Genomic DNA, 19,339 nt, shown 5'->3' with positions numbered 1-19,339 from the left:
AGGCCGGTGCCCGCGTCCGCTCCGTCCAGGGCCGGTGGGGCCGCGAGCTGCGGGCCCGCACGGGCGAGGCCGTCTCCGTGTTCGTCGGGGTGGACGGGCCCCGGTGGATGGTCTACGGCGTCGCCACCGGGCCGGCCCAGAACGCCCGGATGCTCGACCGCGAGCTGCGCCGCCTGCTGACGGCCACGGTGGTCGTCCGGGGTCCGGCGCCGTATCCGGTGCGGACGGTGCTGCCGCTCGAACTGCCCGATCAGATGCAGGCCGAGCGGGACGCCCGCGCGGAGCGCGAGCGGATCGCCGCGGAGGCACTGGAGGCGCAGGAAGCCCAGCAGGCGCAGGCCGCCGAGCACGCCGCGGTCGAGGCTGCTGTTCGCGAGGCTGCGGCAGAACGTGCGGCGGCCGAGCGGGCTGCGGCGGAGCGGGCTGCGGCGAAGCGGGCTGCGGCGGAGCGGGCTGCGGCGGAGCGGGCCGCAGCGCAGGAGCGGGTCCTGGCCGAGCGGGCGGCGGCCGAGCGTGCGGCGCGGCGGCGGGCCGCGGCGGAGCGGGCCGCCACTCGACGTGCCGCCGCCGAGCACGCGTACGCCGAGGCCGGGCGCAACCTCGGCCGCCGTGCCGGCGACGCGGGGCCCGCCGCGGCGCTGCCGGGCCCGGGCGACCGCTTCGGTGTCCCGGACCAGCCGGCCGTCCCGCCCCGCAGTCCCGTCCCGCCCCACAGTCTCGCAGTGTCGCAGGATCCCGGTCCCGGCAGCGCCGGGGAGCTCGCGGCGACGACCTTCCTGCCCGCGGTCGTCGGTCCCGCCCCCGACGCCCCGACCGAGCGGTTCCCCGCGCTCCCGCCCGCCCGGCCGGTCGCGTGGCCGCGCACCGGCTCGGCAGGCACCGGCACGCCAGGCACCGGCACGGCACGCAACGGCACGGCATCGGTCGACGCCCGCGCGGGCGAGGTCGGCCGGAGCCGGTTCGCGGCGGTCGGGTGGCCAGAGCCCGAGGACGGTTCCGACCGCTCGGCGGCGGGTCGCGACCCGTTCGATCCCCGGCCGGGAGATCGGTTCGGCGACATCGGCGGAGGGCAGGTCCCGCAGCGCGGCGGTCCGGTCGACGATCTCGATCCGCGTTCCTCGTGGGCCACGGCGTCGGCCACGGACGGCCCGGACCGGGCCTCGGAGCACCACGGGTACGCCGATCCCGACCCGGACCCCACCGAGGAGGTCCGGTACGCGCAGGAGAACCGTGCCGCGGACGGGCCGTCGCGCCCGGTGGGGCGCGCGGGTCAGCGTGCGGCGAGCCGGTCGCACGAGCACGCGGACGGCGGCGTCCCGCTCGAGGACCTCCTGCCCGGCGACGGGACCGCGGAGCGTGGCAGCACCGACGGGACGGCCGACCCGCTCCACCGCCGCGAGGCACCGCAGGCCCGGACCGGCCGACGGGCGGCGCGGCGGGCCGCCGAGCTCGCCGAGTTCGCCGAGCGCGCCGAACTCGCCGCCGAGAATGCGTGGTCGGCCGCGCGGCCGACATTCTCACCCCCCTCCTCGCCCTCCGCCCCGTCCACGACGCCCGCCGGTGACCTCTCCGCGACGAACGACCGTCCACAGGCGGGTGCGCCAGCCACGGGCCGCCGAGCGGCGCGCCGGGCGACCGAGCGCCGCGCGGAGTACGCCGACGACACGGGTCTCCGGTCGGAGGCCGCCGTCGCGTACCCGTCGACGTCCGGCGAGGAGGCCCCGGGGCGGCGCGAGCGCCGGGCGGCACATCGGCGCCCGGCGACGGGGGACGCGCCGCTCGGCGCGGACGAGGGCCGCGACCGGGCAGCCGGATGGGCCGAGGAAGCCCATGGCGACGACTTCGGCGGTCCGGGCGAACCCGCGACATCGCGGTTCGTGGCCGTCCCCCGAAGCGACGGGAACGGTTCGTCGTCCGGACGGCACCGGGACCCCCTCGGTGGCGCGAACGGCGGGCCGCACGCGGAGCACCGGGCCCCCCACCGGGTCGACCGCTGGGCCCACGGCGATGCCGACCCGCACGGCGGGGGGAACGGGACCCACCGCGCCCGCCACGACGGCCTCCGCGCCCCGGCGAACGGCACCCGGCGGGCGGGTGTCGCCCTGCCCCGCCCCGAGGCCTCCTACGCGGACACCGCGAGCCCGGGCATCCCCGATGGCGGCAGCGGCAACAACGGCGGCAACAACGGCGGCGACAGCGGCGTCCACAACGACGAGGACGCCTGGCCGGACGCGCCGCCGCGCCGCCCCGGGGAGCCGGCTCTCGCGTTCCTCGACAGCCCGCTGGGCCGCGCCGCGAACCCGAAGGGGCGCCACCGCCGTCCGGAGTGACGCGGCCGGCGTCAGCCGGCCGGGACCGGTGTCGGATCGACCGTCCGCCCGCCGCTGGGCAGCCCGGGCGGGCACGCGCTGCGGGCGCGCAGCCAGCCGAGGACGGCGGCCCGCCCGAGAACCGCGGGATCGGCGCCCACCGCGGCCAGCCGGGTGGTGACCAGCCGGGCGCGGGGCAGCTGCCCGCACCACGTTTCGGCGACGGCGAGCGGGTGCACCGGGTCGTCGGCCGCCGCAACGACGCCCGCGGGTACCCCGATCCGGGCGAGCTCCGTGCCATCCGGCCCGGGTTCGGCGGCAGCGACGTCGAGCGCGTCCGCGAGCCCGGTGCCGTGGCCGGACCAGGCGCGGGCCAGCTCGTCGGCGAGCCAGGCCGGGGCGCCTGCGCGGGCCACGCTGATCGCCCCGTCGAGACCCGACGCCCGTACCTGCGCGGCCGTCGCTCGGGCCGCCAGCGCGGCCGGTGCGTCCCCGGGCTCCCCGGTCCAAGCGGGCAGCGCGAGCAGCAGCCCCGCGACCGGGCCGGTGGCACCGGACCACCCCGACCCCTCCCGATGATCCGAAGCTGCGCCCACCCGCTGCGCCGCCCACCGGGCGGCCACGAGCGCCCCGAGCGACACCCCTCCGACGAGCAGCGCCTCCCCCCGTGCGGTGGCCCGCGCCGCGGCGGCGTCGAGCGCCGCGCGGTAGCCCACCACCACCTCGTGCCCGGGCCGGGGTGCCGGGGCGACGAGCCGGATGCCGACTGCGTGCAGAGGTCCGGCGAAGGCGCGGCGGACGAAGTCGCCGTCCGACCCGGACCCGGGCAGGACGACGGCGCTCACGGCCGCGGAGAGCACGCTCCCGGGATCCCCGCCGACACCACCCCCGGTGCCGCCCACCGGCTTCGGCATGGACGAGTTCCTCGCTCGACACGTGCGAACGTTTCGCTGAGGTTACCCTGATGTACGGCGATGCCGACGACGGCGACGCCCGGGACGAAGTGCCGGAGAGAGCGATGGGCAAGGACGGCGTCTTCCGACGCATGGTGCGCAGGTTGACCAGCGACGTCGAGGCCCTCGACGCCGACGATCTCACCTCCGACGCCGAGGCGTCCGGGGCTCGGCGGGCGAGCGAGTGCACCTGCGGTGAGGAGGTCACGTTCTTCGGTAGGCTCCGCAGCGTCGAGTTCTGCGCGCAGGCGGCCGACGAGGACGGCAAGGCATCGCTGGAGGCCGAGCTGTTCGACGGCACCGAGGGGGTCACGCTCATTTGGCTGGGACGCCGCCGGATCCCGGGTATCGAGCCCGGACGGACGTTGCGGGTGCGCGGCCGCCTGGCGCTCCGGGACGGCCGGAAGGTCCTCTACAACCCGTACTACGAGATCCTGCAGGCCCAGATCTGAACGCGGACGCCGCGGGGGAGACGCCGACCACGCGCTTCCCCGTGACAGCGCCGCAGGAGCACGTACGCGAGCGTGCGTTCCCGCCGCTCATCGAGCAGATGGGCGGCGTGCCGGGCATCATCGCCTCGACGATCCCGGTGCTGGTCTTCGTGGTCACCAACGTGGCGTTCGACCTCCGGGCCGCCATCATCGCCGCGCTGGCGTCGGGTGTCCTCGTCGCGGTCTGGCGGCTGGCGCGCCGCGAAGCGCTGCAGCCCGCCGTCTCGGGCCTGCTGGGGGTGGGGCTGTGCGCCTTCATCGCCTACCGCACCGGTGAGGCGCGGGGGTTCTACCTCCCCGGCCTGATCTACAGCGCGGTGGTCGGCGCGGCGTTCCTGGCGTCGACCGTCGTGCGCTGGCCGCTCGCGGGCGTGATCTGGCATGCGATCAACGGCGACGGGCAGGGCTGGCGGCGCGATCCGCGCCTGCTGCGCGCGTACACGTTCGCGACGCTGCTCTGGGCGCTGGTGTTCGTCGCCCGCGTCGTCGTGCAGGGCTGGCTCTACAACGCCCAGGAGGACGACTGGCTGGGCGTGGCCCGCCTGGCGATGGGGTTCCCGCTCGTGGCGATTGCCCTGCTCGGCACCGTCTGGGCGGTACGGCGCGCTCAGCGGACGTCGCAGACGGCCTGAGTCGCTGCCGGGGCCTCAGTGGCCTCAGTGCCCGAGGGCTGCCCGGATGTCCTCCTCCACGGCCGTCGTGGCCACGAACAGCAGCTCGTCGGCCGGCTCGAAGGCGTCGTCCGGGCTGGGCACGATGACGCGTCCGCCGCGCAGGATCGTGACCAGCGCGGAGTCCGCCGGGAGCTTCAGGGTGCGGACGGGCCGCCCGGCGAGCGGGGTGTCCTCGGGCAGGGTGACCTCGACGAGGTTGGCCTGACCCTGCCGCAGGGTGAGCAGCCGGACGAGGTCGCCGACGGCCACCGCCTCCTCGACGAGCGCGGCGAGCAGCCGCGGCGTGGAGACGGCGACGTCGACGCCCCAGTTGTCGGTGAACAGCCACTCGTTGCGGGGATCGTTGACCCGCGCGACGACGCGGCGCACCGCGAACTCCGTCTTGGCGAGCAGCGACACCACGAGGTTGACCTTGTCGTCACCGGTGGCGGCGATGACGACGTCGCAGCTCTCGAGGTCGGCGTCCTCCAGCGAGCTGAGCTCGCAGGCGTCCGCGTGCACCCACTCGGCGGCCTCGACGGTCTCGGGGGCGATCTGCGACAGCTCCCGTTCGATCAGCATGACCTGGTGTTTCGGTACGAGCTCCAGGGCGATCGAGCGCCCCACGGCGCCCGCTCCGGCGATGGCGACCCGCATCTGCTCAGCTCTCCTGGGGTGGGGCGGCCGCGGCCGCCGTGACATCGCTGACCGTGCCGGACAGGGCGGCCACGTAGACGGTGTCCTCAGCCTGGACGGCGGTGTCGGGTCGGGGGAGCACGCCGGTGCCGAACCGGACGATGAACGCGACGCGGCTGCCGGTGGCGGCCTCCAGCTCGCGGACGGGGCGGCCGACCCAGTCCTCGTGCACGGGCAGCGGCAGGATCGCGACGGTGCCGGAGGGCTCGCGCCACGCCGTCGCGACCCCGTCGGGCAGCAGCATCCGCAGGAAGCGGTCCGTGCTCCAGGGCACGGTGGCGACGGTGGGGATGCCGAGACGCTCATAGACGGCGGCGCGCTTGGCGTCGTAGATACGGGCGACCACCCGTTCGACGCCGTAGCTCTCGCGGGCCACCCGGGCGGCGATGATGTTGGAGTTGTCGCCGCTGGAGACGGCCGCGAACGCGTGCGCCCGCTCCACGCCCGCCTCGGCGAGGACGTCGCGGTGGTAGCCCTCGCCGACGACCTGCCGCCCGCGGAACTCCGGGCCGAGCCTGCGGAACGCCTGCGCGTTGCGGTCGATGACGGCCACCTCGTGCCCGAGCCGTTCGAGCCCGGACGCGAGCGAGGAGCCGACCCGTCCGCACCCCATGATCACGACGTACACTCGCGATCCTCCCTCTGTCGTCCGCACGCTATCCCGGGATCGGTCACACCTCGAACCGGTACCCCATCCCGGGTTCGGTGACCAGATGCCGCGGGTGTGACGGCTCGGGTTCCAGCTTGCGGCGCAGCTGGGCGAGGTAGACGCGCAGGTAGTGGGTCTCGGTGGAGTAGGCGGGGCCCCAGACCTCGCGCAGCAGGTCCCGGCGGCTGACGAGCCTGCCGCGGCGGCGGACGAGGGCCTCGAGGACCTGCCACTCGGTCGGGGTGAGGTGCACGTCGTGCCCGCCGCGGCGGACCTGCTTGGCCGCGAGGTCGACGACGAAGTCGCCCGCGTCGACCACCGCGTCGCCCTCGACCGTGGCGGTGGCGGCCCGCCGGACCGCTGCGCGCAGCCGGGCGAGCAGCTCGGCGGTGCCGAACGGCTTGGTGACGTAGTCGTCGGCGCCCGCGTCGAGGGCCGCGACCTTGTCGGGGGAGTCGGTGCGCGCGGACAGCACGATCACCGGCACCGTCGACCAGCCCCGCAGCCGCCGGATGACCTCGGCGCCGTCGAGGTCGGGCAGCCCGAGGTCGAGCACCACGACGTCGGGATGCCGCTCGGCGGCGGCCTGCAGCGCACCCGCGCCGCTCGCGGCCGTGTCGACGCGGTAGCCGCCCGCGCGCAGCGTGATCCGCAGCGCCCGCAGGATCTGCGGGTCGTCGTCGACGACGAGGACGGACGTCGGATCGGGCAGGCTCACGGCCGCACCCCCGCGTGCGCCGCGGGGAGCGACACCACCACCGTGAGCCCGCCGCCCGGCGTGTCCTCGGCCCGCAGGGTGCCGCCCATCGCCTCGGTGAAGCCGCGGGCGACGGAGAGCCCCAGCCCGACCCCCGCCGTCGGATTGCGGTCGCCGACGCCTCCGAGCTGCTGGAACGGGGCGAAGAGCCGGTCGACGGCGTCCGGTGGCACGCCGGGCCCGCGGTCGACGACCCGCAGCTCGACGCGGTCGGCGTGCGCGCTGGCCCGCACCGCGACCGGCGCGCCGCCACCGTGGTGCAGCGCGTTGCCGACGAGGTTCGCGACCACCCGTTCCAGCAGTCCCGGATCGGCGAGCACGTCGTGGGCGGGGACGTCGTCCAGCTCCAGCGCGACGCGCCCGGCCCCCTCGGTGGCGGTCAGGGCACGTGCGACCACCTCGTCGTAGCCGACGGCGCGCAGCCGCGGCTGCACCGCCCCCGCGGCGAGGCGGGAGGAGTCGAGGAGGTTGTCGACGAGCGCGGTGAGCCGGTCCGCGGACTCCTCGACGGTGGCGGCCAGGTCGACCCGGTCGGCGTCCGACAGCGGGAGGTCCGGATCCCGCAGGCTCCCTGCAGCGGTCTTGATGGAGGTCAGCGGGGTGCGCAGGTCGTGGCCCACCGCGGAGAGCAGCGAGCTGCGCAGCGCGCTCGCCTCGGCCTGGCGCCGCGCGGCCGCGGCCTCGGCGGCGGCGCGCTGGCTGCGCAGGGCGAGCAGGGCCTGCCCGGCGATGGCGTCGAGCAGCCGCCGGTCCGCGGCCGGCAGCGTCCGCCCGCGGCCGACGAGGTGCACGTCCGGCTCGATCTCGACGTCGACGTCGGCGTCCTCGGGCCGGTCGCACGCGTTCGGCCCGGTGCCCGCGACCCGGATCCAGCGGCCGTCGACGCGTTCCAGCAGGGCGACGCCGCCCAGGGCGAAGGCCTCGCGGACCCGTTCCAGCAGCCGGGGGAGCGGGTCCGCGCTCGCGAGCACGATGCGCGACACGGACGCGAGCAGCGCCGCCTCCGTGCCTGCGCGGGCGGCCTGCTCCGCGCGCCGCGCCGCGCCGTCCACCACCAGCGCCACCAGCACCGCGACCAGGACCATCACGACCAGCGTGACGAGGTTCTCCCGCTCGGAGATCGTGAACGTGTACCGCGGCGGAGTGAGGAAGAAGTTGAGCAGCACCCCGCCCGCCACGGCGCCGAGCAGGGCGGGGCCGAGCCCCCCGACCAACGCGACGATCACGATCGCCAGCAGGACCAGCACGACGTCCGTGGACAGGCCGAACCAGCTCCCGGCGACGGCACCGACCGCGGTGGCGAGCCCCGGCAGCACGACGGCCAGCACCCAGCCCAGACCCACCCGCAGCCGGGAGAGCCCCGGGCGGCGCCCCGGCCGGTAGCCGCGCCGGGCCTCGCCGTGGGTGACGAGGTGGACGTCGATCGTGCCCGAGTCCTGCACCACCCGCGAGCCGATGCCCTCGACGAGCAGCCGTGCCGGCCGCGAGCGCCGCGACGTGCCGAGGACGAGCTGGGTGGCGTTGGTGCCGCGGGCGAAGTCCAGCAGCGCCGCCGGCACGTCGTCGCCGACGACGGTGTGGAACGACGCCCCGACGTCGTCGGCGAGCCTGCGCAGCCGCGACAGCGCCGCGGGCGGGGCCCCGGCCACGCCGTCGCCGCGCAGCACGTGCACGCACAGCAGGTCCGCCGAGCCGAAGCGCTGGGCGATGCGCGCCGCGCGGCGCAGGACGGTCTCGCTCTCCGGGCCGCCCGTCACGGCCACGACGACACGTTCCCGGGTCTCCCACACGTCCGTGATCCGCCGGTCCGCCCGGTAGCGCTGCAGCGCCACGTCGACCTGGTCGGCCACCCACAGCAGCGCCAGCTCGCGCAGGGCCACGAGGTTCTCCGGGCGGAAGTAGTGCGCGAGCGCGGCGTCGACCTTCTCGGGGCGGTAGATGTTGCCGTGCGCCATCCGTCGCCGCAGCGCCTCCGGGGTGATGTCCACCAGCTCGACCTGCTCGGCCCTGCGCACCACCTCGTCGGGGACCGTCTCGCGCTGGCGCACACCGGTGATCCGCTCGATGACGTCGTTGAGCGACTCCAGGTGCTGCACGTTGACCGTCGACAGCACGTGGATGCCGGCGTCGAGCAGCTCCTCGACGTCCTGCCAGCGCTTGGGATTGCGCGAGCCCGGGGCGTTGGTGTGGGCGAGCTCGTCGACGAGGACGACCTGGGGGTGCCGGGCGAGCACCGCGTCGACGTCCATCTCGCTCAGCTCGGTGCCGCGGTGGACGACCGTGCGGCGCGGGACGACCTCGAGACCGTCGAGCATCTCGGCGGTCCGTGCGCGGCCGTGGGTCTCGACGACGCCCACGACCACGTCCGTGCCGCGCCCGGCACGGCGCCTGCCCTCGCCGAGCATGGCGAACGTCTTGCCGACGCCCGGTGCGGCGCCGAGGTAGATGCGCAGCTCGCCGCGCCTGGTCATGGATGCATCATCGCCCCGTCCCTCCCCGTCCGCCCCCGCGAACGGCCGCGGCCGCCCCCGTCCCTCCCCGCGAACGGCACGGACGGGACATAGGTCTTCCCGTTCGTGCCGTTCGCTCACCGCCGGGCGTCATCGCAGCGCCGCCGCGAGCGCCAGGTTCAGCTCGGTGACGTTCACCCCGGGCTCGCCGAGCACCCCGAGCGAGCGGCCGTCGGTGTGCGCGGCCACCAGGGCCCGCACCTCGTCGGGCGACAGGCCCGTCACCCGGGCCACCCGGGCGACCTGCAGCCGCGCGTAGGCGGGGCTGATGTCGGGATCCACCCCCGACGCCGACGCCGTCACGGCGTCCGGGGGGACGGCGGCGGGATCCACGCCCTCGCGGGCGGCGATCGCGGCCCGGCGCTGCTCGACCGCGTCGAGCAGGTCGGGGTTGAAGCCGCTCCTGTTGCTCGCGCCGGACGTCGACGGGTCGCCGGGGCCGAGGACGCCGCTCGCGGTGGCCGACGGTCGGGTGTGGAACCACGGGTCGGGCGCGCCGTCCGGCGCGACCGGATCGATCCCGATCAGCGACGATCCGGCGGACGTGCCGTCCGGGCCCGTCACGACCGAGCCCTCCGCGGAGGCGGACAGCCCCGGGAGGTGCGCGACGGCCCACACCGCGAGCGGGTAGCCGACGCCGAGCAGCAGCGTCATGACGAGGAGCACGCGGGCTGCGACGCCCGCCTGGCGGGAGAGGAGCTCGACCATGATCAGATCCCTGGGACGAGGCGGACGAGCAGGTCGATGAGCGCGATGCCGACGAACGGCGTCACGATCCCGCCCAGCCCATAGACGAGCAGGTTGCGCCGCAGCAGGGCGGCCGCGCTGGAGGGCCGGTACCGCACCCCGCGCAGCGCGAGGGGGACGAGCGCCACGATGACCAGCGCGTTGAAGACGACCGCGGAGAGGATCGCCGACTCCGGCGTGGCCAGCCCCATGACGTTCAGGGCGCCGAGCTGCGGATAGACGAGCATGAACATCGCCGGGACGATCGCGAAGTACTTGGCGACGTCGTTGGCCACCGAGAACGTGGTGAGCGCCCCGCGCGTGATGAGCAGCTGCTTGCCGATCTCGACGATCTCGATGAGCTTCGTCGGGTCGGAGTCGAGGTCGACCATGTTGCCGGCCTCCTTGGCCGCGGCCGTCCCCGTGTTCATCGTGACCCCGACGTCGGCCTGGGCGAGCGCGGGTGCGTCGTTGGTGCCGTCGCCCGTCATGGCGACCAGGCGGCCCCCGTCCTGCTCGCGACGTATCAGCACCATCTTGTCCTCGGGGGTGGCCTCGGCGAGGAAGTCGTCGACGCCCGCCTCGGCGGCGATGGCCTTCGCCGTCCTCGGGTTGTCCCCGGTGATCATGACGGTGCGGATGCCCATGGCGCGCAGCTCGGCGAACCGCTGCGCCATGAGCGGCTTGACGACGTCGGACAGGCGCACGACGCCGAGCACCTCCGCGGGTTCCCCGTCGCGGCGCTCGGCGACGACGAGCGGGGTGCCGCCCTGCTCGCCGATGTCGTCGCACACCGCCTGCACCGTCGAGAACGACGTTGTGCTGATGGAATCGCCCTGTTGATCTGCAGAAGGTCGTTCTCGACGGGAGGCCCAGGCGAGTACGGCGCCCGCCGCGCCCTTGCGGATCTCGCGTCCGCCGATGTCGAGCCCGGACATCCGGGTCTGCGCGCTGAACGGGACGAACTGCGCGACCGCCTCGTCCGCGGTGGCGCCGGCGGGCAGGCTGTGCTCGGCCGCGCACAGCTCGACGATGCTGCGCCCCTCCGGGGTCTGGTCGGCCAGGCTGGACAGCCGCGCGGCCTCGGCCAGCCTCCTCGCGTCGACGCCGCCCACGGGCAGCAGCTCCGTGGCGCGGCGGTTGCCGAAGGTGATCGTGCCGGTCTTGTCGAGCAGCAGCGTGTCGACGTCGCCCGCGGCCTCGACGGCGCGGCCGGACTTCGCGAGCACGTTGCGCTGCACCAGCCGGTCCATGCCGGCGATGCCGATCGCCGAGAGCAGCGCTCCGATCGTGGTCGGGATGAGGCACACCAGCAGTGCCGTGAGCACGATCAGGGACTGCTCGGCCCCGGAGTAGGCGGCCATCGGCTGCAGCGCCACGACCGCCAGCAGGAAGATGATCGTCAGCGTCGCGAGCAGGATCGTCAGGGCGATCTCGTTGGGCGTCTTCTGCCGCTCCGCGCCCTCGACCAGGGCGATCATCCGGTCGACGAACGACTCGCCCGGTTTCGTCGTGATCTCGACGACGATCCGGTCCGACAGCACCGTGGTGCCGCCGGTGACGGCGGAGCGGTCGCCGCCGGACTCGCGCACCACCGGCGCCGACTCGCCGGTGATGGCCGACTCGTCCACCGTCGCGATGCCCTCGACGATCTCGCCGTCGCCCGGGATCACCTCGCCGGCCTCGACGACCACCCGGTCGCCGATCCGCAGGTCGGTGCCGGGGACCTCCTCGGTCCGGTCGCCGACGAGCCGGTGGGCGACCGCCTCCTTGCGGGAGCGGCGCAGCGTGTCGGCCTGGGCCTTGCCGCGACCCTCCGCGACGGCCTCGGCGAGGTTCGCGAAGAGCACCGTGAGCCACAGCCACACCGCGATCGACACCGCGAAGACGCTGGGGTCGACGATCGCGAGCACGGTGACCAGCACCGACCCGACCCAGACGACGAACATGACGGGGTTGCGCGCCTGCGTGCGCGGGTCGAGCTTGCGCAGCGCCTCGGGGAACGACATCACGAGCTGGCCGGGGCTGAACGCACCGGCCGCGACGCTGCGGCCCGTGCGCTCGGCGTGCAGGCGCTGTGCCTCGTCCGGCGTGCGCCCCTGGCGGGGGGTGGTGACGGTCATGCCAGTGCCTCCGTGATGGGCCCCAGCCCGAGGGCCGGGAAGAAGGTGAGGGCGGCGACCAGGAGTACGGTGCCGCCGACGAGGACCCCGAAGAGCACGCCGTCGGTCGGCAGCGTCCCCGCGCCGGGCTCGACGCGCTTCTGTGCGGCCAGGGAGCCCGCCAGCGCCAGCACCGCGAGGATCGGGACGAACCGGCCGAGGAGCATCGCCAGGCCCAGGGCGGACTGGAAGAAGGGACTGGTGACGGTCAGGCCGCCGAACGCGCTGCCGTTGTTGTTGGCCGCCGACGCGAAGGCGTACATGACCTCCGAGAGCCCGTGCGGGCCGTCGTTGGTCAGGGCCGCGTCCAGCTCGCCGGGCAGGGCCATCGCCGCACCGGTGCCCAGCAGCACCAGCGTGGGCATCGCGAGGATGGCGATCGCCGCGGCCGTGACCTGCACCCGGCCGAGCTTCTTGCCCAGGTACTCCGGTGTGCGCCCGACCATCAACCCGGCGAGGAACACGGCGACGACCGCCAGCACGAGGATCCCGTAGAGGCCCGCGCCGACCCCGCCGGGCGCGACCTCGCCGAGCAGGATGTTCAGCAGCGTGACGCCGCCCCCGAGGCCGGTGTAGCTGTCGTGCATCGAGTTCACCGCACCGGTCGAGGTGCCCGTGGTCGACACCGCGAACAGCGTGGAGCCGGGGATGCCGAACCGGACCTCCTTGCCCTCCATCGCGGCCCCCGCCGCGATCGCGGCCGGACCGTTGGGATGGCTCTCGGCCCACCAGGCCACGGCCAGCAGGCCGGCCCAGATGGCGCCCATGACGGCGACGAGCACGTGCCCCTGCCGCGGGTTGCCGACCATCGTGCCGAACGTGCGGGTGAGGCACACCGGGATGACGAGCAGCAGGAAGATCTCCAGCAGGTTCGTCCAGGCCGTGGGGTTCTCGAACGGGTGCGCCGAGTTGGCGTTGTAGATCCCGCCGCCGTTGGTGCCGAGCTCCTTGATCGCCTCCTGGGACGCCGTGGGCGCCAGGGCGATCGTGTAGCCGTTGCCGTCGACGGTCGTGACGTCGACCCCGGCGCGCAGGCTCATCACGACCCCGCCGGCGACCAGTACGATCGCGGCGACGAACGAGATCGGCAGCAGGATCCGCACGACGCTGCGGGTGAGGTCCACCCAGAGGTTGCCGATCCGGTCCGTCGACGTCCGGACGAAACCGCGGACGAGCGCCACCGCCACCGCCATGCCGACGGCGGCCGAGACGAAGTTCTGCACGGTCAGCCCGGCCATGGCGACTGCGTGCCCCATGGTCTTCTCCGGCACGTACGACTGCCAGTTCGTGTTGGTCACGAAGGAGATCGCCGTGTTGAACGCGATTCCCGGGTCGACCGCGCCCCGGTCCAGCGAGAACGGCAGCAGGAACTGCAGGCGCTGCAGCAGGTAGAGCAGCACGATCGACAGGAACGAGAAGGCGAGCACGCCCGCCGCGTAGACGGTCCAGCGCTGCTCGGCGTCGGGATCGACGCGGAACACGCGGTAGAGGACCCGCTCGGCGCGCCAGTGGCTGCGGTCGCTGTAGACGCGGGCCATGTAGTCGCCGAACGGCACGTAGACGGCCCCGAGCAGCAGCACGAGGACGCCGACCTGGAGCAGGCCGGCCAGGATCGTGGACATGGTCGCCTCAGAACTTCTCGGGCCGGATCAGCGCGATGAACAGGTAGACGATGAGCGCGGCGGCGATCACGCCGCCCACGATGTTCGCGATGGTCACAGCCGCGCCAGCCCGCGCAGGACGCCGAGGAGGGCGAGGAAGCCGCCCACCACCAGCAGGACGTAACCGATGTCCGCCACCCGTGCCTCCCGGGATCCGAGCGAGCGCCACCGGGTCGGTGGCCGCCGCCGAGGGTGCGTCGCGGCGGGGCGCGAGCGAAGGGGTCTTGACGGATCCTTGACGGGTGTGTGCCCCGCCTCACCGTCTGGTGGGAGCCGGGTGCCGGGGCCCGCCGTGGCGGGTCCACCAGGAATACGCTCTGCGACGTGTCCACGCTCGGCACCGTCGTGAAGCGGATCCTGGTCGGCAGACCTCAGCGCAGCGACCGGATCTCCCACGCACTCCTGCCGAAGCGGATCGCGCTGCCGGTCTTCGCCTCGGACGCCATGTCCTCGGTCGCGTACGCGCCCCAGGAGATCTTCCTGACGCTGTCCGCCGCCGGGGTCGCCTACTACACGTTCGCTCCGTGGGTCGGCGCGATGGTGGCGCTGGTGCTGGTCACGGTCGTGGTGAGCTACCGGCAGAACGTGCAGGCCTACCCGTCGGGCGGCGGCGACTACGAGGTCGCCACCGTCAACCTCGGCCGCCGCGCCGGGCTCGCGGTGGGCAGCGCGCTGCTCGTGGACTACACGCTCACCGTCGCCGTCTCGATCTCGGCGGCGGCGGACAACCTCGGGGCGCTCGTGCCGTTCGTGGCCGAGCACAAGGTCGGGTTCTCGATCGCCGCGATCGTGCTGCTCACGGCCGTCAACCTGCGCGGGATCCGCGAGTCGGGGCTCGCGTTCGCGATCCCCACCTACGCGTTCATGGTCGGCATCGGTGCCATGCTCATCTGGGGCTTCACCCGCATCCTGATCCTCGGCGACGACGTCCGGGTCGCCAGTGCCGAGCTGGAGATGGTCGCGCGCCACGACGCGTTCACCGGGCTCGCGCTCGCCCTGCTGCTGCTGCGCTCCTTCACGCAGGGCTGCGCGGCGCTCACGGGCGTGGAGGCGATCAGCAACGGGGTGCCCGCGTTCCGCAAGCCGAAGTCCCGCAACGCCGCCCGGACGCTGGCGCTGCTCGGTCTCATCGCCGTGTCGATGTTCATGGGCCTGATCCTGCTCGCCGGGCTCACCGGGGCGAAGCTGGCGCTGAACCCTGCAGAGCAGTTCGTCGGCGTCCCCGCGGGCTACGTCCAGCAGACGCTCGTGGCCCAGCTCGCGGACGCGGTGTTCGGCGACTTCCGCGTCGGGTTCTTCTTCGTCGTCGTGTTCACCGCCCTGATCCTCGTGCTCGCCGCGAACACCGCGTTCAACGGCTTCCCCGTCCTCGGCTCGATCCTCGCCCAGGACCGCTACCTGCCCCGCCAGTTGCACACCCGGGGGGACCGGCTCGCGTTCTCCAACGGCATCCTGTTCCTCGCCGGGTTCGCGATCCTGCTCGTCATCGGCTTCCAGGCCGAGGTGAGCCGGCTCATCGCGCTCTACACCGTCGGCGTGTTCGTGTCGTTCACCCTCAGCCAGACCGGCATGGTGCGGCACTGGAACCGGCTGCTCGCGGGCGACGCGACGGCCGAGGAGAAGGCGCGGATGCGCCGCTACCGGGCGGTGAGCGCGTTCGGCGCGACGATGACGGGCGTCGTGCTGGTCACGGTGCTCGTCACCAAGTTCGTCGCGGGCGCCTGGATCGCCGTCGCCGCGATGGGCTGCTTCTACATGATCATGACGGCGATCCGCAAGCACTACGACCGGGTCTCCGAGGAGCTCGTCGCCGGCGAGGCGGACACCGTGCTGCCCTCGCGCAACCACGCGATCGTGCTGATCTCGCGGCTGCACAAGCCCACGCTGCGGGCCCTGTCCTACGCCCGCGCCACGCGCCCCGCCGTGCTCGAGGCGATCACCGTCAACGTCGACGACGCCGACACCCGCCGCCTGGTGCGGGAGTGGTCGCAGCGCAAGCTTCCGGTGCCGCTCAAGGTGATCGAGTCGCCGTACCGGGAGATCACCCGGCCCGTGCTGGACTACGTGAAGCGCATCCGCACGGACAACCCGCGCGACGTCGTCACCGTGTTCATCCCCGAGTACGTCGTCGGGCACTGGTGGGAGCAGATCCTGCACAACCAGAGCGCCCTGCGGCTCAAGGGCCGCCTGCTGTTCCAGCCTGGCGTCATGGTCACGAGCGTGCCGTGGCAGCTCGCGTCGTCGGAGCGGGCGAAGGTCCGTGCCCGGCGGGCCGAGGACCGCACCCGCGGGGCGTCGCTGCGCGGGCGCGCCACCCTCACCGGCGAGGACGGGTCCGTGCTGCCGGACCCGGCCGCGACCCCGCGCCGCAAGGACCCGGTGCGCCGGTGAGGTCGCGCCGCGCGACCTCCGCGCGCGGCCCCGTCTCCCCGGGCCGCCGCCCCGTCCCTCCGCGCGAACGGCACGAACGGGAAGACCTAGCTCCCGAACGGGCCGTTCGCGAGGCTCGGGCGGACGGCCACCCGGCACCCGGTGACTGGACCGACCGCGTCCTGGACCTGCACGTCGGCGCTGTCGCCCACGGCGGGCACTGCGTCGCGCGCGCGGGCGACGACCCCGCGGGCCGCGTCGTGTTCGTCCGCCACGCCCTGCCCGGCGAACGGGTCCACGCCGTCGTCACCGAGGACCTCGGCGGGCGCTTCTGCCGGGCCGACGCGATCGCCGTGCTCAGCCCGTCCCCGGACCGGGTGGAGCCGCCGTGCGCGTGGGCCCGGGCGGGCGGCTGCGGGGGCTGCGACTTCCAGCACGCGACGCACGCGGCCCAGCGCGCGCTCAAGGCCGCCGTCCTCGCCGAGCAGCTGCGGCGGATCGCCGGGATCGAGCGCGACGTCGTCGTGGAGGAGCTGCCCGGCGGCCCGCTGGGGTGGCGGCACCGGGTGCGGCTGGCGGTCGACGGCGAGGGCCGCGGCGGGCTGCGCGCGCACCGCAGCCACGACGTGCTGCCGATCGCGGACTGCCCGCTCGCGCCGCCCGGATTGCTGCCGCCGGTGCTCGCGGGGCGCCTGCCGCCGCGCTCCGAGGTGGAGGTCGTCCGCGACGCGGACGGCGCCACGCACGTCGTCCCCGGCGGACCGGGCGGGCCGGTGCTGCAGCGCGCCGCCGGGCGGGAGTGGCACCTGAGCCCCGGCACGTTCTGGCAGGTCCATCCCGAGCTCGCCGCCACGCTGGCGGGCGTCGTCGCCGAGTGGGCGGATGCGCCCCCGGGCGGCACCACGTGGGACCTCTACGGCGGGGTGGGCCTCTTCGCAGCCGTCCTGGCTGGCCAGGTGGGGCCCGACGGTGCCGTGCACGTCGTCGAGGCGGGCACGCGCGCGGTGCTCGACGGGGCCGCAGCGCTCGCGGACCTGCCGCAGGTGACGTGGACGGAAGGCCGGGTCGAGCGGATGCTCGGGCGGCTGCCCGGGGCCACCGCGCTGACCGGGCCGGACGTCGTGGTCGCGGACCCCCCGCGGCGCGGCCTGGGCGAGGCGCTCGTCGGCGCGCTCTGCGCGCGCCGGCCCGCCCGGGTGGTGCACGTGGCGTGCGATCCCGCGGCGCTGGCCCGGGACGTCGCCGCGTTCGCCCGGCACGGCTACGCGCTGGCGCGGCTGCGGGCGTTCGACGCCTTCCCGATGACCCATCACATGGAGTGCGTGGCGCTCGTGGAACGGGTGTGAACGGACGCGCGGGATCGGTCGGACCGGATGGTGGGTGCGGGGTGAACCCGGGTCGCTTCCTCTCCGACCGCAGGGCCGGAAGTGTGGACCGGACGGTCCGTGGGATGCGTGGTGAGGGGGTGCGGAGCGGGAGCGGCGGGGGTCTACCGGGCGGGGGTCGGCGGGGTGGCGAGCGATTCGAGCAGCTCGGCGAGCTGCGCGCGGCGCGGGGGATGGGCCGAGCCGAGGGCGACGCCGACGCGCCTCTCCACGCGCAGGCAGACTCGCTCGACGACCGTGCGGCCCTCGCTCGCGAGATGGACGAGGACCCGGCGGCGGTCCACGGGGTCGTGGCGCCGGTAGGCGAGGCGGGCGGCCACGAGCCGGTCGACGACCCGGGTGGCCGTGGGCGCGGGAAGCGCGGTGTGCGACGCGATCTCACCCATGCTGCGCCCGCCCCCGCGGGCGAGCAGCAGGAGGACACGCCAGCCGTCGCGGCTCACTCCTTCGGCCTCCGTAGAGGGCACGATGGCGGTCGCTACGGCGCGGTCGACACGGTCGAGAAGGTCGACCATTCCGGTCACACGAGGCGCCGGTCCGCGGGGGTATACCGGCGCCGATCTACTCGATGAATCGGACACGCTGACTGACTGTACCGACTCGGAAGAATTTCTCGCGCTGTGTGACGATCGCCACTCGCTTGGCGTAGCTCATCTCACAGAGACTTCACACGGAAGTTGGAGTCGAACGTCACAATGTCACTAAGCCGATCGAGTGAACACGATTTTCCCAGCGGTATCACCCGCCAGCATGGCGCGAAAACCCTCCGCGGCCTGCTCCATGGGCAGCTCCAGGCCGATCTCCGGGTTGATCCCCGCCGTCGCGACGAACTTCATGAGATCGGCCAGCTCCTCGCGGGTCCCCATCGTCGAGCCGATCACCTGCAGCTGGAGGAAGAACACCCGCTGCAGCTCGGCGGACGGGTTCGGGCCGCTCGTCGAACCCGACACGACCAGGGTGCCACCGGGCTTGAGCGACTTCAGGGAGTGCGACCACGTGGCCTCGCCCACGGTCTCGAACACCGCATCCACGCGCTCCGGCAGCCGCTCCCCGGAGGCGAAGGTCGCGTGCGCACCGAGCTTCTCCGCGAGCGCCCGCTTCTGCTCCGAGCGGCCCGTCACCCACACCCGCATCCCGGCCGCGCGGCCGAGCTGCACGAGCGCCGTCGACACGCCGCCGGACGCGCCCTGGACCAGCATCGTCTGGCCCGGCCGCAGCCCGGACTTCGTGAACAGCATCCGGTAGGCGGTGAGCCACGCCGTCCCGAGCACGGCGGCGTGGTTGAGCGGCAGGCCCTCCGGGCGCGGGATCGCGTTGCGCGCCGGGACGATCACCTTGTCCGCGAACGTCCCCTGGTGCAGCTCGGTGAGCAGCGTGCGCTTCGGGTCGATCGTCTCGTCGCCGCGCCAGTCCGGATCACCGATGATCGAGTGCAGGACCACCTCCGTGCCGTCGGCCAGCCGTCCCGCGCCGTCGCAACCGAGGATCATCGGGAAGCGGTCCGGCTTGATGCCGATCCCGCGCAGCGTCGCGATGTCGTGCATGTTCAGGCTCGCCGCAGTGACGTCGACCGTCACCCAGCCGTCGGGGGCGACCGGGTCCGGTCGCTCGCCGACGGTGAGCCCGTCGAGCGGGGAGTCGGGGTTCGGGGCGGCGGCGTAGACGGCGAACATGACCTCGAACCTAGTGCCTCGACCGCGCCCGGACGGTCGGTCGGCACCGACCCGGCTATCGTGGCCGCGTGCTGCGCGATCTCGCGAACTGGTGGGACGCGGTCGAGCTGTGGCTCACGCAGCTCGCGTTCCCGTTCCAGGTCGTACTCGCCGCCGCCGTCCTGCTGCCGCTGTGCTGGGCGGCCGCGGCGGGGCTGGACCGCGGGGTGGACGTCGTCGTGGCGCGGTGGGCGCGCCGCCGGTGAGCGCTCGACCGTGGGCCGCACGGTTCGCCGATGTCGAGTGGGCAGGCAGTCCGCCGCCGGCCTGCCCGGGTGCATGCTCGGTGGGCCGTGGCAGCCGGA

The 19,339-nt window shown here is 74.5% G+C and carries 17 protein-coding genes; 6 read left to right on the top strand and 11 right to left on the bottom strand.

The features are described 5' to 3' along the window. Positions 1 to 2,330: DUF3710 domain-containing protein (locus AB7J25_RS16435; RefSeq protein ID WP_428509897.1), on the top strand; the 2,330-nt coding region annotated here is incomplete at its 5' end. An 11-nt stretch (positions 2,331 to 2,341) separates the two neighbouring features. Here AB7J25_RS16435 and AB7J25_RS16430 read toward each other — a convergent pair. After that, complete coding sequence (locus AB7J25_RS16430) at positions 2,342 to 3,223, bottom strand: alpha/beta hydrolase (protein WP_428509895.1); 882 nt, start codon at positions 3,221 to 3,223, stop codon at positions 2,342 to 2,344. A 104-nt stretch (positions 3,224 to 3,327) separates the two neighbouring features. Between AB7J25_RS16430 and AB7J25_RS16425 the strand changes: the two genes are divergently transcribed. Both AB7J25_RS16425 and AB7J25_RS16420 read left to right on the top strand, forming a co-directional pair. Next, on the top strand, positions 3,328 to 3,714 hold the full coding sequence (locus AB7J25_RS16425) for an OB-fold nucleic acid binding domain-containing protein (protein ID WP_428509902.1): 387 nt from the start codon (positions 3,328 to 3,330) through the stop codon (positions 3,712 to 3,714). A gap of 41 nt (positions 3,715 to 3,755) precedes the next feature. After that, complete coding sequence (locus tag AB7J25_RS16420; protein WP_428509893.1) at positions 3,756 to 4,385, top strand: DUF3159 domain-containing protein; 630 nt, start codon at positions 3,756 to 3,758, stop codon at positions 4,383 to 4,385. A 24-nt stretch (positions 4,386 to 4,409) separates the two neighbouring features. Here the strand turns inward: AB7J25_RS16420 and AB7J25_RS16415 are convergent, their stop codons facing one another. The 8 genes from AB7J25_RS16415 to kdpF form a co-directional block, all read right to left on the bottom strand. Further along, the gene (locus AB7J25_RS16415; protein WP_428509891.1) at positions 4,410 to 5,063 is read right to left on the bottom strand and encodes a potassium channel family protein; all 654 of its coding nucleotides are present in this window, start codon (positions 5,061 to 5,063) and stop codon (positions 4,410 to 4,412) included. Between the two features lie 4 nt (positions 5,064 to 5,067). Beyond that, complete coding sequence (locus tag AB7J25_RS16410; RefSeq protein ID WP_428509889.1) at positions 5,068 to 5,730, bottom strand: potassium channel family protein; 663 nt, start codon at positions 5,728 to 5,730, stop codon at positions 5,068 to 5,070. A 43-nt stretch (positions 5,731 to 5,773) separates the two neighbouring features. Next, positions 5,774 to 6,469 carry a response regulator gene (locus AB7J25_RS16405; RefSeq protein ID WP_428509887.1) on the bottom strand — a complete coding sequence of 232 codons (696 nt, stop codon included), beginning with the start codon at positions 6,467 to 6,469 and terminating at the stop codon, positions 5,774 to 5,776. Beyond that, on the bottom strand, positions 6,466 to 8,979 hold the full coding sequence (locus AB7J25_RS16400; protein ID WP_428509885.1) for a DUF4118 domain-containing protein: 2,514 nt from the start codon (positions 8,977 to 8,979) through the stop codon (positions 6,466 to 6,468). Before AB7J25_RS16400 ends, AB7J25_RS16405 begins: the two co-directional genes overlap by 4 nt. A gap of 129 nt (positions 8,980 to 9,108) precedes the next feature. Then, the gene (locus tag AB7J25_RS16395) at positions 9,109 to 9,726 is read right to left on the bottom strand and encodes a potassium-transporting ATPase subunit C (RefSeq protein WP_428509883.1); all 618 of its coding nucleotides are present in this window, start codon (positions 9,724 to 9,726) and stop codon (positions 9,109 to 9,111) included. Between the two features lie 2 nt (positions 9,727 to 9,728). After that, a complete protein-coding gene (gene kdpB / locus AB7J25_RS16390; protein WP_428509881.1) occupies positions 9,729 to 11,867 on the bottom strand; it encodes a potassium-transporting ATPase subunit KdpB in 2,139 nt (712 codons plus the stop codon). Continuing rightward, positions 11,864 to 13,528 (bottom strand): potassium-transporting ATPase subunit KdpA, encoded by a 1,665-nt coding sequence (gene kdpA / locus AB7J25_RS16385; RefSeq protein ID WP_428509879.1) that lies wholly within the window; start codon positions 13,526 to 13,528, stop codon positions 11,864 to 11,866. The genes kdpB and kdpA overlap by 4 nt, the downstream gene beginning before the upstream one ends. Before the next feature lie 7 nt (positions 13,529 to 13,535). Next, on the bottom strand, positions 13,536 to 13,625 hold the full coding sequence (gene kdpF, locus AB7J25_RS16380) for a K(+)-transporting ATPase subunit F (RefSeq protein ID WP_428509877.1): 90 nt from the start codon (positions 13,623 to 13,625) through the stop codon (positions 13,536 to 13,538). Between the two features lie 266 nt (positions 13,626 to 13,891). On the opposite strand from kdpF, the gene AB7J25_RS16375 reads away from it, so the two are divergent. Beyond that, the gene (locus AB7J25_RS16375; protein ID WP_428509875.1) at positions 13,892 to 15,958 is read left to right on the top strand and encodes an APC family permease; all 2,067 of its coding nucleotides are present in this window, start codon (positions 13,892 to 13,894) and stop codon (positions 15,956 to 15,958) included. 161 nt (positions 15,959 to 16,119) lie between these two features. Continuing rightward, entirely contained in the window at positions 16,120 to 17,283 is a 1,164-nt protein-coding gene (locus tag AB7J25_RS16370; protein WP_428509901.1) for a class I SAM-dependent RNA methyltransferase, read from the top strand. A gap of 143 nt (positions 17,284 to 17,426) precedes the next feature. On the opposite strand, the gene AB7J25_RS16365 is transcribed toward AB7J25_RS16370, so the two are convergent. Continuing rightward, the gene (locus tag AB7J25_RS16365) at positions 17,427 to 17,765 is read right to left on the bottom strand and encodes a MarR family winged helix-turn-helix transcriptional regulator (RefSeq protein WP_428509873.1); all 339 of its coding nucleotides are present in this window, start codon (positions 17,763 to 17,765) and stop codon (positions 17,427 to 17,429) included. A gap of 258 nt (positions 17,766 to 18,023) precedes the next feature. Then, a complete protein-coding gene (locus tag AB7J25_RS16360) occupies positions 18,024 to 18,995 on the bottom strand; it encodes a zinc-binding dehydrogenase (protein ID WP_428509871.1) in 972 nt (323 codons plus the stop codon). A 68-nt stretch (positions 18,996 to 19,063) separates the two neighbouring features. Here AB7J25_RS16360 and AB7J25_RS16355 point away from each other — a divergent pair, with 68 nt between their 5' ends. After that, positions 19,064 to 19,240, top strand: coding sequence for a hypothetical protein (locus tag AB7J25_RS16355; RefSeq protein ID WP_428509869.1), 177 nt, complete (start codon positions 19,064 to 19,066; stop codon positions 19,238 to 19,240). The last annotated feature ends 99 nt before the right edge of the window (positions 19,241 to 19,339 follow it).

Source organism: Pseudonocardia sp. (assembly GCF_050246655.1).
GTDB lineage: Bacteria > Actinomycetota > Actinomycetes > Mycobacteriales > Pseudonocardiaceae > Pseudonocardia.
Note: the sequence above shows the minus strand (reverse complement) of the source record. Positions and strands in the feature narration are given on the sequence as shown.

What these genes read in the sequence shown, in the direction of transcription:
- AB7J25_RS16395 (WP_428509883.1), bottom strand. Translation starts at nt 9,726, where the DNA reads ATGGTCGAGCTCCTCTCCCGCCAGGCGGGCGTCGCAGCCCGCGTGCTC.
- AB7J25_RS16360 (WP_428509871.1), bottom strand. Translation starts at nt 18,995, where the DNA reads ATGTTCGCCGTCTACGCCGCCGCCCCGAACCCCGACTCCCCGCTCGAC.
- AB7J25_RS16425 (WP_428509902.1), top strand. Translation starts at nt 3,328, where the DNA reads ATGGGCAAGGACGGCGTCTTCCGACGCATGGTGCGCAGGTTGACCAGC.
- AB7J25_RS16400 (WP_428509885.1), bottom strand. Translation starts at nt 8,979, where the DNA reads ATGACCAGGCGCGGCGAGCTGCGCATCTACCTCGGCGCCGCACCGGGC.
- AB7J25_RS16430 (WP_428509895.1), bottom strand. Translation starts at nt 3,223, where the DNA reads ATGCCGAAGCCGGTGGGCGGCACCGGGGGTGGTGTCGGCGGGGATCCC.
- AB7J25_RS16415 (WP_428509891.1), bottom strand. Translation starts at nt 5,063, where the DNA reads ATGCGGGTCGCCATCGCCGGAGCGGGCGCCGTGGGGCGCTCGATCGCC.
- kdpA (WP_428509879.1), bottom strand. Translation starts at nt 13,528, where the DNA reads ATGTCCACGATCCTGGCCGGCCTGCTCCAGGTCGGCGTCCTCGTGCTG.
- kdpB (WP_428509881.1), bottom strand. Translation starts at nt 11,867, where the DNA reads ATGACCGTCACCACCCCCCGCCAGGGGCGCACGCCGGACGAGGCACAG.